Source organism: Pseudomonas sp., assembly GCF_030150285.1.
In the GTDB taxonomy this organism is placed as follows: Bacteria; Pseudomonadota; Gammaproteobacteria; order Pseudomonadales; family Pseudomonadaceae; genus Aquipseudomonas.
In genome coordinates this window covers 107,501-121,160 of sequence record NZ_JASLGE010000043.1, presented here as the reverse complement: position 1 = coordinate 121,160, position 13,660 = coordinate 107,501, and the positions used below count along the sequence as shown (strand labels likewise).

The following is a 13,660-nucleotide window of genomic DNA, read 5'->3' as shown; positions in this document are numbered from 1 at the left end:
CCTAAGCAGGTGTACATGCTAGCCCCGATCAACATGTCTGTCCATACCGAGCAAGTAGTGGCCAACATGTAATAGGAGATAGACATGGTCTATACCGACGAACGAGGCACGTTCATCCTCCGCTGGAGCCGCCGACTGAAAAATGGTCTGATCCAGCGCGCGGTTGGCAAGCCATTCAAAATCTACATCAAGGATTAACGTAGATTTAGGCCCCGACTGACAGCAGTTGGGGCTTTTCCTATTACCTAACCCATCTTCAAAATCGCCCAGCTACGGCGTCATAGCTGGCCTCACAGGCAAATCCGGCCCGACGACTTGCTGTAAGCGCTGCCGCCAACTCTCCCGCATATCCATCAGCTTCTGATCGCAACTCGGCGAGCAGATCGACAAGGTCTTCGATTGTCTTGCCTCGCTCGGTAAGGCGGGTATTGAGGATTCCTTTGTCGGCAAGTAATTGTCCGACTTGCTCGCGCATCCGGTCACCGTCAGCGCGCTGCAAATCAACAAGAGCATCATCTTTCTGTTTCTGGTCAGCAGCATCGGTTCGTACCTTTTCAATGTCACGTTGGCGTTGCTGCTCGAGCACGCGGGCTTCCTCGCTGGCTTTTGTTGCAGCAGTGGCTATGCCGGTTTTGTAGTCGGCGAATTCCTTGCGCACGTCAGCCAGTTGCTTGCCGTAACGCCAGGCGTCCACTTTCCATGTGGCAATGCACGCAATGGCCAGCAGCAGCGCAAGGCCCAGCCAACGGGCCGGGCTCACGCCAACACCTTCAGCGCCCGGGCGTACAGCGTCTGGCGATCGGCCAACCCCGTCAGCCCGCCATTGATGCGCCGGGTGATGGTTTCAATGTCGCCCTTGTCGGCCAGCGAGTTCAACCCGTTACTGCCCCAGAACCACGCAGCGGCCATGCAGGCGTGCTGCGGTTTCTCCAGCAACTCAGGCTGTGCGTGCAGGTCCAGGCCCAGCGCTTCGCCGCACAGCTGGTAGTTGGTCTTGCCGGTGAGCTGGATCAGGCCGCGACCGCGATACTTCCAGCCATCGCCCGGCGCGGTGTTGCCCATGCGCCCGGCGTAGACGTTGTTCGCGATCTGTTCAGACTTGCCCGCAAGGCTCAGGCCCAAGGCGTTGGGTTTGTTGCGCGGCCTGCCCTTGACCATAACCTTGACGTAGCCGCCCTTGCCGTCTGGCTCGGCGTAGCGATTGGGCCAGGTGTTGGCCAGCCCGTCAGCGCTGTAGTTCAGGTTCTCCACCAGGCGCGTCAGGTGACCGGACTCGTGGCCAACCTGGGCAATGAAGGCCGCCATGCGCTTCTGGCCCACGATCTGATATCGGTTCATTGCGGTGTTTAAGACAGGCACAAAAACGCCGGCAACTTGGCCGGCGTTCGGGAGGATCTGCAGCAGTTGCTGCGATGTAATGGGCATAGGCTTCTCCAGGCGCGAAGGCCTCTTCAGAGTGTGGTGGTAATCCTGATAACGCTCTCCACATCCCACGCCTCACCCGGCTGCGTGATATGTGTTGTGCCTCCCATAGTGCTAACCGTGCTGCCGGCCACGCTGTAGTAAAACTTGTTGTAGTTGACCGCACTGGAGATGTAGAACCCGCAGCTCGGCAAGCCTGGGTGTTTCAAAATCTGAACGCTGGCCGAGATACCGGTAGGCCCCCAGAGCTGGGCATCGGGCAACGAACCCAAGGTAGTCACCTGAGCAAACCCGGTTGCGGACACATCCTCGGTCGAGGCATAAGGCGCTCGCATGGCGGTGTTGGTAATGACATCCCCGCTTGTGTCGGCCAACAATCGTTTGATCGGTAGCATGGTCATCATCGCGGCCTTGAGTACCAAGGCCTGAGACCACACCACTTGCTGCGACAGCTCGATCCGCATGCCGCCTTCGGCATGGCTAATGGTCACGCGCTTAGAGTGGGTGGCCACCTCCGTCTGGGTATTGCACTTGAACAGCTTTGAATACTGAACAAGCTGCAGCTTCTTGCCAACATAGGTGGCAACCGTATTGAACGGGATCTGCACACCGTCCAGAAACAGCGCGGCATGAGTTTTGATCTCGTCGCCATGGTAGCCACCGATGTAATCCGGGGCTCCTTCCTCCAGCCACGCCCCCGCCATCTCGCCACCACTGACTATCGCCCGGCCCGCCCGGGTCCGGGGAAAGCTAATGGCCTCCGCCAGCAAATCGCACTCATAGCCATGTTTCAGCCGCCAAAGGTCCGAGTTGCCAAAAGCATCTGCGCCCGTTGGGTCGAACGGCTTGTTTTCATAGCCGATGGTTTGCTCCAAGTACTTTTTCGAGCCGGATTTAGCTCCCTTCACGAAAGCGCTAAGCGTGTTGACCCCTACCTTCACCACCACATCATCATTCGCCAGCGTCGAAACCACCGCCGCACCTGGCGCAGAGGCGCTTGGAAAGCCACCTAACGAGCCATAGTCACTGCCCCCGTTCCAATAGAACATCGGCACCTGGCGGGGCGTGCCCCGGAATCGGTCGGCGTTGGTGGATCCATAGTATCGCCCCCCTTTTACCGCGCTGGCCGGGGTGTCGCCAGTACTGGTGGACACCCCCAGGTCTAGGTAGGCGACGTTGAAGGTATCCGCTGTAAAGGTGAACGAGCCTGCGGCCAGATTGATCCGGCCTTGCCCTCCCGGCGTTGGCAGGATCAGGGAATTGTCCCAGCTCAGGGTGCGGGTCGCGGGGTCAAACACGATGTTGCACGGAGTCTGCTTGAGCCACACATCACCCAGGTACACCTCCACGCTGAGCGGCTTTCGCCCTGCCAGCACACCCGCATGCCCCAACGGGTCATTGACGAACAGGTAGATTTTTGCGTCGTCGATAAATGATCCAGCACTCAGATTGCCTGATGCAGACGTATAACCGCCCGTTGTGACCTGGGCCACTAGCTTTCCGTCCACGGGGGCCGAGTTCAGGTCGACGAACAGCGCCCGCCCGGTAGGAACCGACACGTCCGCCATTCCCGCCACCACCAACGCGCTCGTACCCGCGCCCTGCGACACACGCAGGTCATTGAAGGACAGTACGCTGGACGTGCCGCTCATGGCGAAGGCGCTCAGGTCACCTACGACTGTATAGGCAGATCGCGTGGTACGGTTTTTCAGCACATCATCAATGAAGCCTGTGGAAATGGGCTGCTGAGCCAACGGGCCCGCCAGCCCCGACGCGCCGTTGATGAACAAGTAAATCTTACGATCGGATACAAACGCGCCCGCAGTGGCCATACCGGCAGCGAAACCGCCATTGGTCACCTCTGCAACCAACTGGCCGCTCGCGTTCGGCACCCCGTCGAGATCGACATAGATAGCTTCGCCCACAGGGATACCACGATCGGTAACCGGTGCGACCTTCTTGGAACCAAAAGTCGCGCCTCCCGTGATCATCAACTCAGGGAAACTAATCCCGTAAGTGCTCGGGGTACTCACGCGTCGCTGGATCTGCGTGGCCTTACCGACTACATGCCAGCCCGCTCGATCCACAATGTTCTGCATTGGCGTGGTCAACGCCCCTCTGGCCACAGCACCGTCGGCCACCGTTTGGTATTGCGGGTAAAGCTTGCCCCCCACAATGCCGCTCAAACAGGTAAAGAGAATGATCTTGCTATCGTCGATGTAGGAGCCCGGCGGATTAGCAGTGGTCGCTAACGGGAGTTCAGAGACCTTTACAACATACTCACCCCCCACCAACTCCGCAGCCAAATCGACATAAGCACATTTGCCATTGGGCACCGTCAAATCGGTAACGGCTTGCACGTAGGCTTGTGCCTTACCGGTACCCGTGAAGATATAGAGCCGCCCCCAACTCACCAGGTAGTCAGAGGTCCCTGCAATTTTTTCCACCTTTGTAGCGCGGCCGGATAGTACATAGTTACCACGACGGGCAATGTTGAGCACGGCGGCGCTCGGATAGCGCTTAACCTCTACTGCCGCATTGGAGACCTTCTGAAACAGAATCAGGTACTCACTGCTCTCAGGAGAAGGAACACTGAAATACTTGCCATCAGCCATGCTTGCCAATCCGGTAGCAACATCGGGATAAACCCCGCCCGAAAGCTGAGCAGCATCCCTTGCGGACTCAGCCTCAGTCTTCGCAGAAAACGCTCGCTCAGCCTGCTGCTCAGAACGCTGCGCCGCCTCAATAGCAGGAATCGCCAACGCTGCATCCTCAATCCACTTCAGTGTTTTACGCGGACGCCCAAGACGGTCTAGGTATTCGTACTCGTCGCTGAGTGACAGGCGATCGAGATTCTCAGCGTTATCGCTCAAGTCTTTTGCAGACGTGGAGCCGATTGGGTTGCCGGTGTTGTTGGCCATGTGGTTTTCTCGCAGGCACGCCTTCGGCACTGCAATCAAGGCAGTGGGCAGGTCATGCGTGTTGGTTACTCCGGAGAGTTGCCGGAAGGTGTATGCGGGGTTATTCGGGCTGTCCGGGCCACTTCTGGTTCATGGCCCTATCGAAGATGTCTGCATTGAGGATGTAATCCGGTGCACCTACCACCCATTCCTTGTCCAGCAGCGGGCGTTTGATCAGCCGGAGTTTCGCTTCGACCCGCCAGTAATCGACGCCAACCAAAAAGGGGCCGTTGTAGATGTCGACGAAGTTCGCTGTGTAGCTCTCAAAGCCCAGCGGGCTTCGTAGCGGGCAATTAAACGGCAGCGACCCGGACAGCAGGATGTATTCAAACCAGCCTTCAAAGAATGCCGCCTCACTCGCGCTGAACAACCAGGTAACCGTCGCGACGGTTGGCACTGAGGTGAATCTACGCCGCTGCCGGGTGCGCCCACTTTGAAGCTCGGAACTGGCCATCGGGCTGACTGCCTGAAAGCCGTAACCGTCGCGTTGCGGCGTGGGCAGATTCTCGGGGTATGCAATCATTTACTGCCTCTTTGTGCCGCTGAAGGGGTCACGCGGGTGCACTGTTGTCGTAGCGATAAACGCGGTCGTCGTAGGGCATGCCTTCTACGGTGACATCGCCTGAGCCAGACGGGCTCACGACAGTGACCAGTGTGGGGAAAGTCCACCGATGGACCGGACCAAACAGCAGGTGCGGCGGCTCGATCCCCCAAACAAACTCAGGGACGAAGTCCAGTTCCTGCACGCTGACGCGGTTTTCATCGATGTAAGTGGCTGGCCATGGGCCCGACAGCGAGCCATCCAGGCGACGAAGCGCAATGACATGCGACCCGTCAGCAGACCAGTCAAACTCTTCTGAGCTTTCAAGGATGATGCCTTGGGGTGTGTCCACTGCACTCACAAGAAGCGAGCTTTGGCCATACCCCGGCGTATCATCGGCAACCGCCGTGTAGCTCAGGTAGCTGGAGTTGAGGGCGTCGTACTCCGTACCCCAGCGGTACGTGTCACTGCGGTATTTCTGGTGGCCACGTCGACGCATGCCAATGCGCCAGGCGCGGGTTTTGTCGGAGACGCCCGGCACCTTGATCTTTTCGACCTTGTTGCCCTCATCGCCCGGCCAGCGGCATTCGACGGTTTCCCACGCCCAGGTGGTCGAGCTGAAGTACTCAACATCCACACCGTCAAAGTCGTCGCTCGATGGAAACACCAGTTGCCGCTTGAGCCCTTTGGTGATGTTTTGAGGCGTGTACATGTGCTCGAACTGGATACGCGGCTCGTCACGAACTGGCGTCAGCAGGCCGCGATTGATGGTCAGTTCGGAAAACCCGGCGGCCAGCACATCATTCATCGCATTTTTGGCCGTGTTGGCATCGTCGATGGTCATGTCGAAGGTGTCGCCGCGAGCACGATACACATCGTTCAGGCGGTCTAGTTCGGCCATGTCCATATCTGCATCGGTGTACCCGGCCGATCTGGCGATGTACAGGAACCACGGCACGATATCCCGCGTGGGCGCTTCCCCGACACACTTACCGCCGGAACGCACCGGCAGTACTCGCGTGGGTTCAAGGCTGATCAGGCTTTCCGATTGAGCTGAAAGGCGATCGCCGTTACGCACGCGCACGGCAATGACGGTCATGTCTTCGTAACGGGTCGGCGCATTCATCATTTTGCCGCGCAGGCCGTACCACATCACTTCGTCATGCCACTCAGACGAGTTGACGCCGCCGCCGGTGGCGATCCGCCTGATACGGCACTCGGGGCGCATCGGATACGGCAAAACCTCACGATAAGTGAAACCCTGGGCATCCAGCGAGTTGCCGATAACGGTCTGGGGTCGCACGGTCCAGGCACCGGCCTTGGCCATGTCCCGGTACTCGAACACATGGCTCGACCAGATTGAGTACTCGTAACCCGTCTTGCCGATGCCGATCAGGCCGCCTGAATAAAAGACGTCCCACTCCAGCTCAGTGACCAGCTCGCCTTCAGGGCACGCGGCAAACGAGCCCCGGTATCCGCCCTCAAGGTTTGAAGAGTCCAGGCTGATACGGCCATGAATCGTTTCCTGCTGACTGAAGCCTGGCCAGGTTGCGTCGGTGTTGCCACTGGCGGTCAGGCGCTCCACGGAAAGCGTACCCACACCGGCCGCAACCACTCGATAACGCAGGCCTCGAGGCCCGATTGTTGCCAGGCCCTCCCCGGCAGCCAATCCGTTGACTGGCTGGCCGCTGTCGTAATTCAGGGTCATTTCGGCACGCTGTTCGGGCGCGCCGTTGCTGGCTGCGGTACCGGTCACTCTGGCCGGGTTGAAGCCAAGCACGGCAGAAGCGCCCGACGACGTCAGGGCCAGCCCGGTAAACGGCCCAGTCTCCGTGATGCGCAGTCGGCCAGAAGTGGCGCTGCCGACAAAGGGTGCGGTGTCTTTCGCGGTATTGAAGGTCGCCACCAGGCCGTCCAGGTCGTTCGTGGCACTGTCCAGCGTGATCGTAAACGGCGTCGGGCCTAGGCTGATCGTGAATGTCAGCGGTGTGACGTCGAAGTCAAACCGCACCGGTGCTGCACTGCCGGTCAGGGTGGATGCTGTGCCCGCGCTCGGCGGAATGGCCGGGGTGTACGGCGTGTAAGCGTGCACCACGTAACTGCCGGCGTTTGCGCCATCCACATCAATTGGCATGCCCGGGTACGGCGCGAGCATCGCCAGATCGCCGGTGATGATGTCCCGCCCGGCACCGCCATCAATCACGGTATAGGGATAAGGCGAGAGCACGTTGACAATCAGGCTGCTGGTCCAATCCTCCGGAAATGAGCCCGCACCGGGTGGAATCGAAATGGTTTTGTCGTTGAACTGCAGCACCGACGCCGTGACGAACCGCGTCAGGGTTGTGGCGACAGTCAGTTTCAGGCCAGCGGAGCCGTTGGCACTGGAACCCACCTCTGATGCGCTGTGCCACCACTGGGCAGCCGATTCGCCTGACAGGTCGTCGCCCGGGTTGTAGATGGCGATCTGCGCGTCTGCGCCGAGGCTGATCAGCGGCGTCTCGCCCACTTTCACCTTGTTCAGCGGGATCTGGTATTTGCCCTTGCCGACATAGAGCAGCATTTCAACCCACTGCGCCCGGCGGTCAACAAAGCGGCGCACCGAGGGTGTCAGGTAGCTGGGATAAACCCGCTGGCAGCCTGCAATCTCACGAATGATATCGCCGAGCTTGACCTTGTTGCCTTTGGCCGACACCTCGTTCAGCCCCTTGCCCTGCCCCATCGTCGCCATACCTGGCACGGCCGCCATGTTGCGCGACATCACCACAGCAATCAGGACGGCAGAAATCACCGCAGCGATAGCGACTACCAGGCCTTTGGGCTCTACGCGCACCTCAACCTCATCGGCAGGCGCAAACTCAACGTCCGCCCAACGATGCGGTTCGATGATCTCGCCATTGACGGTGATGCTGATCGGCGGCACTTCGCGTGGCTCGTAGCTCGGCGAAATACTTCTCAGCCAGGCGTCCAGTGTCATACGCCGGTTAGTCTTGTGCACCTCAAGGGCAGCGCCGTCTAACTTATTCGGGAATAGGCTGATCACGGTAATAAACGACCTTTAAGTAATTGGCTTCAAACTGGCGCAGGTACAGCCAGCGCGGCCCGGATCCGGGGTTGGTTTCCAGCACGGCCAGGCGGTCGCCGATGGCAATCACAACGCCGACATGAGGGCAGTACCGGCCTCGCAGCACGGCCGCAATCGCGCCTGGCTCCGGCTCGCAAACCTCCATCCCCCCCGAGAGAGCCCGATAAGCTTTGATGCAGGCCCTGGGGTTGTGGCGGTCTACCCCGTCCAGCCTGGGCAGCAGCGGCAGGCCCAGCAGTTCATGACGAACAGCAATGCAGAGCCCCCAGCAATCGAACGCAGCCGGGCCCCGCCCGCCGTCCACGTAGGGCGCGAGTAAGTATTTGGTGAGCATGGGAATATCTCGAAACTGGCTAAAAACTCAGTAACGCCAGAGCGTGGGTGCGTAGTAGCTTTGTGCCTTTACGCACGAGGACTACCTCAGCCCTTTGCCTGCAAGCCCAAGGACTGGGGTTGCGCCAACTTCGGCGCTCTAATGATCTGGGAGATCAGAAATGGTTAACGCTGTCACACAGCAACAGCTCGATAACACGCTCTCGCTTTTTGATAAATACGGCAACGAGGAGATTGATTTTGGAGAGTTGCTTGGCGCAATAAACGACCAGGCAGCCTTGATACTGTCCAAGCAGAAGCTGATTAACTTCACTGTTACCGAGATGGTTTCTGGAAGATTTCGAATTCGCGCCACCGCCACCGATGCCCTGTCCCCACTAGGCAAACAGCGAATTACTGAGATCAAGCGAGCTCAATAACACGATCATCCGGCGACCAACTTCTCTTGGAGTTGGTCTCTCTGCGCTGCAAGCGCCTCCATATCCATCCAGAGGCTTGTTATCCCCCCGTGGATTGCCCCGGCGGCCCCAACATCATCAGAGGCATCCCAGAAATTATTCCGGAGCATTTCAGCTTTTTTCAGAATGCTGCCTTCCAGCTCCAGGAGCCTTGCGTTTTCCAGCAGGACTTTATCCAGAGCGGCCGTGCAAGCGCCTTCACCGAGAACACTCGCCAGCACCTGCCGCAATTCAATGGGGCTCATTTCAGTCGAGCTTTCGGCGAGATCTGATCGCTCTGCCAGCAGCACCAAAGAGCACCCGTTTTGTTGTGCCGTGACAGATCGGAGTGACACTCCACCCTCAGTCCTGACGATGACGTCAACCATAAACACCTCGATTCATTGGATTGATTACAGGTACTTCAGGCAGGGCGCATTCAGCGTGTTCAGCCTGTCGCGGGGAAATGCCCGATTGATCAGATCGCTGTAACCCGCCGTGATTTGTACGGTCGGGCCCTCGACCCCGGCACCAAAAGCCTTCATTCGAATCGGCGGTTCAGCCGGCAGCGACAGATCACTGGCCAGATAACGGCGGTAGGTTTGCATGATCGACGCACCCGCCGCCTTGGCCTGGTCCATCTTGTGCTGAGCCTCCCCCAGCACGTTATCGATGGCGAAGTTAATCGTCTGACTCACGCTGTTGCTCTTCTTCGGCAGCGACACATCAATGCCGGCAGCGATGAACTGCAAAGTGCGCCCATCCTCAATGCCGCAGGTTTGGTCCTCAAACCCGCCGCAAATCAGCACCGGTTCCGTCCAGACCGGGCACGTTAACTCCAACGTGTCGATGATCACGTCACCGCCGGAGGCGTACACGCGTTCAATCAGGCTCATCTCTCCCTCCGCATACCGTGGTAGGTGCCTTCAATGCCCCGCGCCCAATCCGAATCACCAGAAGCCACCCCTGCCAGAAAATCCTCTCGGACGGCGTTGATAAGCACCTGCAGCTGACCCCTTTGATCCCGCTTGGTACTCACCTGGCTATTGCTGTTATTGAATATCTGGACATTCATGTTGGGAGTCACAGCCGCGCCAGGTGCTGCAGGTGGCTGGGCTGAAGCAGCTCGAGCAGCGCCGATAGGCGATACGTTGCCCTTGCGCAGTGATTCCACCATCGCGACACCACCGTGACGGCTGATGTCTTTTTGGCTCCAGACGACCTCACCCTTGTGCACCGTACCGGCGACTTCGTTGACGCCGCCGGGGCCGGTGTAGCCGCCGTCGGAGAAGCCTTTGAGCAACGCGTAGGCAGCCACAAGAGCGCCACCCCCAACAACGGCTGCAGCACCAAATGACCCGATAGACGCGACGAGAGCCGCAGGAAGCCATGACGTAACGGTAGTGGCCGCTGCTGCGACGTTTGCGCTCAATATGGTTGCAATGGATGCCAGCGACGAACCTGTTGCGACAGCATCACCTGTTACCTTTGCAGTCGTCTTTATTCCTTCTGACGCGACGACCGCACCTGTCTCTGCCTCGATGCCGGCCATTTTCAGGGCCTGCGTAACAACCCACTTTGCAGTGATTTCAGATAGAGCCTGAAGGATCGAGCTGCCCATCGTTTCGCCTAGGCTTAAAAAGGCGTTGCCCAAGTTGGTCGTGCCCTTCAGAAGCCCCTGAATCTGATCTGAAATCGAAGATGTCGTATTGCCCAGAACCTGCGAAGTTGCATCCTGGGCTTGCTGGTTGTAGTTGAAAGCCATATCGACATAGTTTTGCCACGCATCTGAGGTTCCCGCGAGCCAGTTGGCCCGCAACTCTTCCCCCTTGGCGTAACTTTCTTTTTGCATGGCGAGCCGCTTGTCGAGCGCGGCTTTAGCAGAAGCCACTTCGTCATCATAGAGCTGCTTGCGGCCTACCGACTTATCCGTGCTGTTGTTGTAATCATTGGTCAGTTTATTGATGCGCTTCTGATAATCCTGCTGGATTTTCAGGTCTTCCTGAAGGCGCGCTTTTGCCCTGTCTCCTAGACCGGTTCCGGCGTTCTTATTGTTCAGGCCTTCCTGAGCCAGATTCAGCTCGGCGTTAAGACCATCCTGATAAGCCTTTAGTCGCGCAGCATTTTCCAACTGTACCGCTGAAAGCTGATTCTGCTTTTCAAGCCCAGCGTTGAGCTTCTGCTGCGCAACGTTCAGCTCTCCCATTGCCAGAATTTGCTTCTGCGCGACAGTCAGTGTGCCCTTTTTCTTAAGCTCGGCCAGCGTAGTCTCAAGCGCTATGAGCTTTTTGGCTTCGGCACCTAAAGTCACAGTCCCTGTCGTTTGATCCGCGATTACCTTTGATTGCTCTTGAAGGACTGCAAACTGTTGCCGGGCCTGGTCCAACATCCTCTGACCCGCGTCCTCGCGGTAAGCCTTGGTCTTCGGGGTCTTGGGGTCTTTGTACTTCTCCTTGATGGCTGCAATATCTTTTTCCTGCTGCTCAGCAGAAATAAGCAAAGATTTGTCGTTCTTTTTCTTTGCCTCAAGTTCGCGACGCGCTACAACTGCTTGATATTCCTCAATCTTTTTGTCACGTTTTTTCTGATTTGATGCTGAGTCGTCCCTGATCTTATCAAGCGTCAACTGATCATCCAGCGACTGCCGCTGCATTTGCTGGGCAAACCCCTTGGCCGAGGCGCGGCGCTCATCCTCGGCTTTCTGGATAAGGAGTTGAGTTTCTTGAGCCTGCAGAGCCTGCTTTCGGAAATCGTCATTTGGGGTCAGATTTGAAAGTGGGTCAGCCGGGCGTCCTCGCGGGTCACGCTTGTCTCTTAGGGCTTCTGCCTCTGCAATAGCGTCAAGCTGCTCTCGCAAAGCCTTTAACTTGTCATCGACGGTCTTCTCGCGGCCGATGTTGAGAGCTGCGTCCCAGGCGCCTTTGGCTGCGCTAGCGACGGCATTCCAGCTCGACTCGAGATACCCGAGGTTTTCGCGCACGATTTTTGATGTTCGCGACAAGCCTTCCTCGTATGCGTCACTTGCAATGGCGGCCGCCCCCTGCGCATCCCCGTGATCCTGCAAGGCTTTGATTTGCTCGTAGGTCGACGCCGTGAGGAAATTCATCGACTCGTTTAGCCTGAGAATCTCTGCGGTCGGGTCCTTGGCGATCTTTTCAAAGTTCTTCGCGGTTTCCTCGGCCGCCTGCCCGGTCGCCGACTCATAGTCCATGGCTGCGCGAGTAAGGGCCTCGAATGACGAAATGGGAATTCGCACCGATGCGGCCAGTTGAGCAAGGACCGATGCAGCCTTGCCCGTGGTCCCGCCCGTATTCGAAATTTGTTTCGCCATTGTTGCCAACTGCGCGGTAGTCGTCCCCGCCGTATTGCCAGTCGTCGCCAATGACAATGTGAATGCTGAGGCCTCATCGCTTCCCTGCTTGTAAGCCAGGGCCAATAGAGCCGCCGCAGCCCCTGCAACAGTGAACGGGTTCACAACCCCAAGTGCGGACCCGCCGAGAGACCTTAAGGCCTGGGAGGCTCCGCCAGAGGAAACGCTGATCTGCTGAAAATTCCGGGCGGCACCTTGCCAGTCGCCTGACTTCAGCGCATTGAGAAGCTGCGCAGCATCACGCTGCGAGCCCTTTGTAGTCAGGCCGAAGCTCTTCAGGTCGTCGCCAATACCCCCGATAGCTTTGCGCGCTGCAGCGATCTTTGATTGATAGTCGGCAAATGTGTCGGCATCGAGAAACTTCTTGTTTTTCGCAAGCTCTTTCTCAAGCCGATCAATTTCGGTCAGCTTGCGGGTCACAGGGTCGATCTGCCCAAGCAGTTTTTCAAGCGCCTGAGCCTGCTCATCAGTAGCTACTGCAGCCTTCCTTGAGCCGCCTGCAAGGGTGGTATTGGTTTTTACGTTGGCGTCAGATTCGGCCCGCATGCGGCGCGCTAGATCTGAAAGCCTCTCGGCCTTTTCGGCTGCATAATCGAAAGAATTACCAGCCTGCGTAGTGCTGACAGAAAGCGACTTCACGTAATCGCTTGTCTCAAGCGATCTTTTTGCCATCGCCAGCAAGCGCGTCGACGCTTCAGCGGCCGTCTCTCCCACCTTTAGGCTTGATTCCGCAACCTTGTCCGACGACTCCGAAAGCTCATCAATAGCTCCCGTAGTCTTTGTCGAGCTTTTCCCAACACCATCAATCCCCGATGCCGTCTTGGCCATCGCTCTTTGGGTGGGAAGGCCGAGCGCCTCAAGAGCTTCAAGGGCCTTATTAATGTCAGTTGCTTTTTGCTCGGCATCACGACTGTCAATTTCAAGCACCAGGCGGGATTTTTGCTCAGCCATGCTTTTCTCCGGGCGTAAAAAAACCCGCCGAAGCGGGTCTTAATACTTAATTATTTATTCTTACGATCAAAAAAGGCGATTGGCTAAGCCGCTAGGAGAAAGCAGGTTGCCCCTGACTAGCTTCCCATTCTGAAAGAGAAACTGATAAGTCTGCATGCCTACATAGCCGCCGTAGCTGTTCTTTGCATTAACTCTTGCAGTCACGATGTAGCCTGCGTACAGCTGGCGTCCCTCGAAGGAACTGCTGATCATGTAACCCTTTTCCGGGATGCCAAACTCATACTGTGCAGAATAAGGGTCTTTCAGGTGCCCTTCAAAATAGGACTTCAGTTGCGCGTCGGCAGACTCTTTGTCCACGGATGTACCGTAGTCGGCACTCGCTATGTCCTGCGGTGTTGGGCCAGATGCACAGCCAGCCAAGGAGGCAGCCACAAAAAAGGCCATAAGCAGTTTTGTGATTTTTTGGCGCATAAGGATTCCTTCCAATTAAAAATGCTAGCAATCTACCATCATCCCAAGGAAGCACCAAAGCCCCGCATGGGCGGGGTTCTTTGGATTGGTGAG

The 13,660-nt window shown here is 57.6% G+C and carries 11 protein-coding genes; 1 reads left to right on the top strand and 10 read right to left on the bottom strand.

The genetic code is table 11. From position 1 onward, the window contains the following. Positions 1-256: 256 nt before the first annotated feature. The 6 genes from Q1W15_RS10555 to Q1W15_RS10530 form a co-directional block, all read right to left on the bottom strand. Positions 257-760: a DUF2514 family protein gene (locus Q1W15_RS10555; protein WP_300727504.1), complete on the bottom strand. Its 504-nt coding sequence runs from the start codon at positions 758-760 to the stop codon at positions 257-259. After that, positions 757-1,425 (bottom strand): glycoside hydrolase family 19 protein, encoded by a 669-nt coding sequence (locus tag Q1W15_RS10550; RefSeq protein ID WP_300727501.1) that lies wholly within the window; start codon positions 1,423-1,425, stop codon positions 757-759. Before Q1W15_RS10550 ends, Q1W15_RS10555 begins: the two co-directional genes overlap by 4 nt. A gap of 26 nt (positions 1,426-1,451) precedes the next feature. Next, the gene (locus Q1W15_RS10545) at positions 1,452-4,343 is read right to left on the bottom strand and encodes a hypothetical protein (RefSeq protein WP_300727498.1); all 2,892 of its coding nucleotides are present in this window, start codon (positions 4,341-4,343) and stop codon (positions 1,452-1,454) included. 100 nt (positions 4,344-4,443) lie between these two features. Then, on the bottom strand, positions 4,444-4,905 hold the full coding sequence (locus Q1W15_RS10540; protein WP_300727495.1) for a hypothetical protein: 462 nt from the start codon (positions 4,903-4,905) through the stop codon (positions 4,444-4,446). Positions 4,906-4,933: 28 nt separating this feature from the next. After that, complete coding sequence (locus Q1W15_RS10535) at positions 4,934-7,963, bottom strand: host specificity factor TipJ family phage tail protein (RefSeq protein ID WP_300727492.1); 3,030 nt, start codon at positions 7,961-7,963, stop codon at positions 4,934-4,936. Next, positions 7,941-8,339, bottom strand: coding sequence for a hypothetical protein (locus Q1W15_RS10530; RefSeq protein ID WP_300727489.1), 399 nt, complete (start codon positions 8,337-8,339; stop codon positions 7,941-7,943). The genes Q1W15_RS10535 and Q1W15_RS10530 overlap by 23 nt, the downstream gene beginning before the upstream one ends. Before the next feature lie 160 nt (positions 8,340-8,499). Between Q1W15_RS10530 and Q1W15_RS10525 the strand changes: the two genes are divergently transcribed. Further along, positions 8,500-8,757: a hypothetical protein gene (locus Q1W15_RS10525; RefSeq protein ID WP_300727483.1), complete on the top strand. Its 258-nt coding sequence runs from the start codon at positions 8,500-8,502 to the stop codon at positions 8,755-8,757. Between the two features lie 5 nt (positions 8,758-8,762). Here Q1W15_RS10525 and Q1W15_RS10520 read toward each other — a convergent pair whose 3' ends face one another. The 4 genes from Q1W15_RS10520 to Q1W15_RS10505 all read right to left on the bottom strand — a co-directional run bounded on the left by Q1W15_RS10520 (position 8,763) and on the right by Q1W15_RS10505 (position 13,567). Continuing rightward, positions 8,763-9,164, bottom strand: a complete 402-nt coding sequence (locus Q1W15_RS10520; protein ID WP_300727480.1) for a hypothetical protein — start codon at positions 9,162-9,164, stop codon at positions 8,763-8,765. A gap of 24 nt (positions 9,165-9,188) precedes the next feature. Continuing rightward, positions 9,189-9,671 (bottom strand): DUF1833 family protein, encoded by a 483-nt coding sequence (locus Q1W15_RS10515; protein WP_300727477.1) that lies wholly within the window; start codon positions 9,669-9,671, stop codon positions 9,189-9,191. Continuing rightward, positions 9,668-13,096, bottom strand: a complete 3,429-nt coding sequence (locus Q1W15_RS10510) for a phage tail length tape measure family protein (RefSeq protein ID WP_300727474.1) — start codon at positions 13,094-13,096, stop codon at positions 9,668-9,670. The genes Q1W15_RS10515 and Q1W15_RS10510 overlap by 4 nt, the downstream gene beginning before the upstream one ends. 66 nt (positions 13,097-13,162) lie before the next feature. Next, positions 13,163-13,567, bottom strand: coding sequence for a hypothetical protein (locus Q1W15_RS10505; RefSeq protein ID WP_300727471.1), 405 nt, complete (start codon positions 13,565-13,567; stop codon positions 13,163-13,165). Positions 13,568-13,660 lie beyond the last annotated feature (93 nt).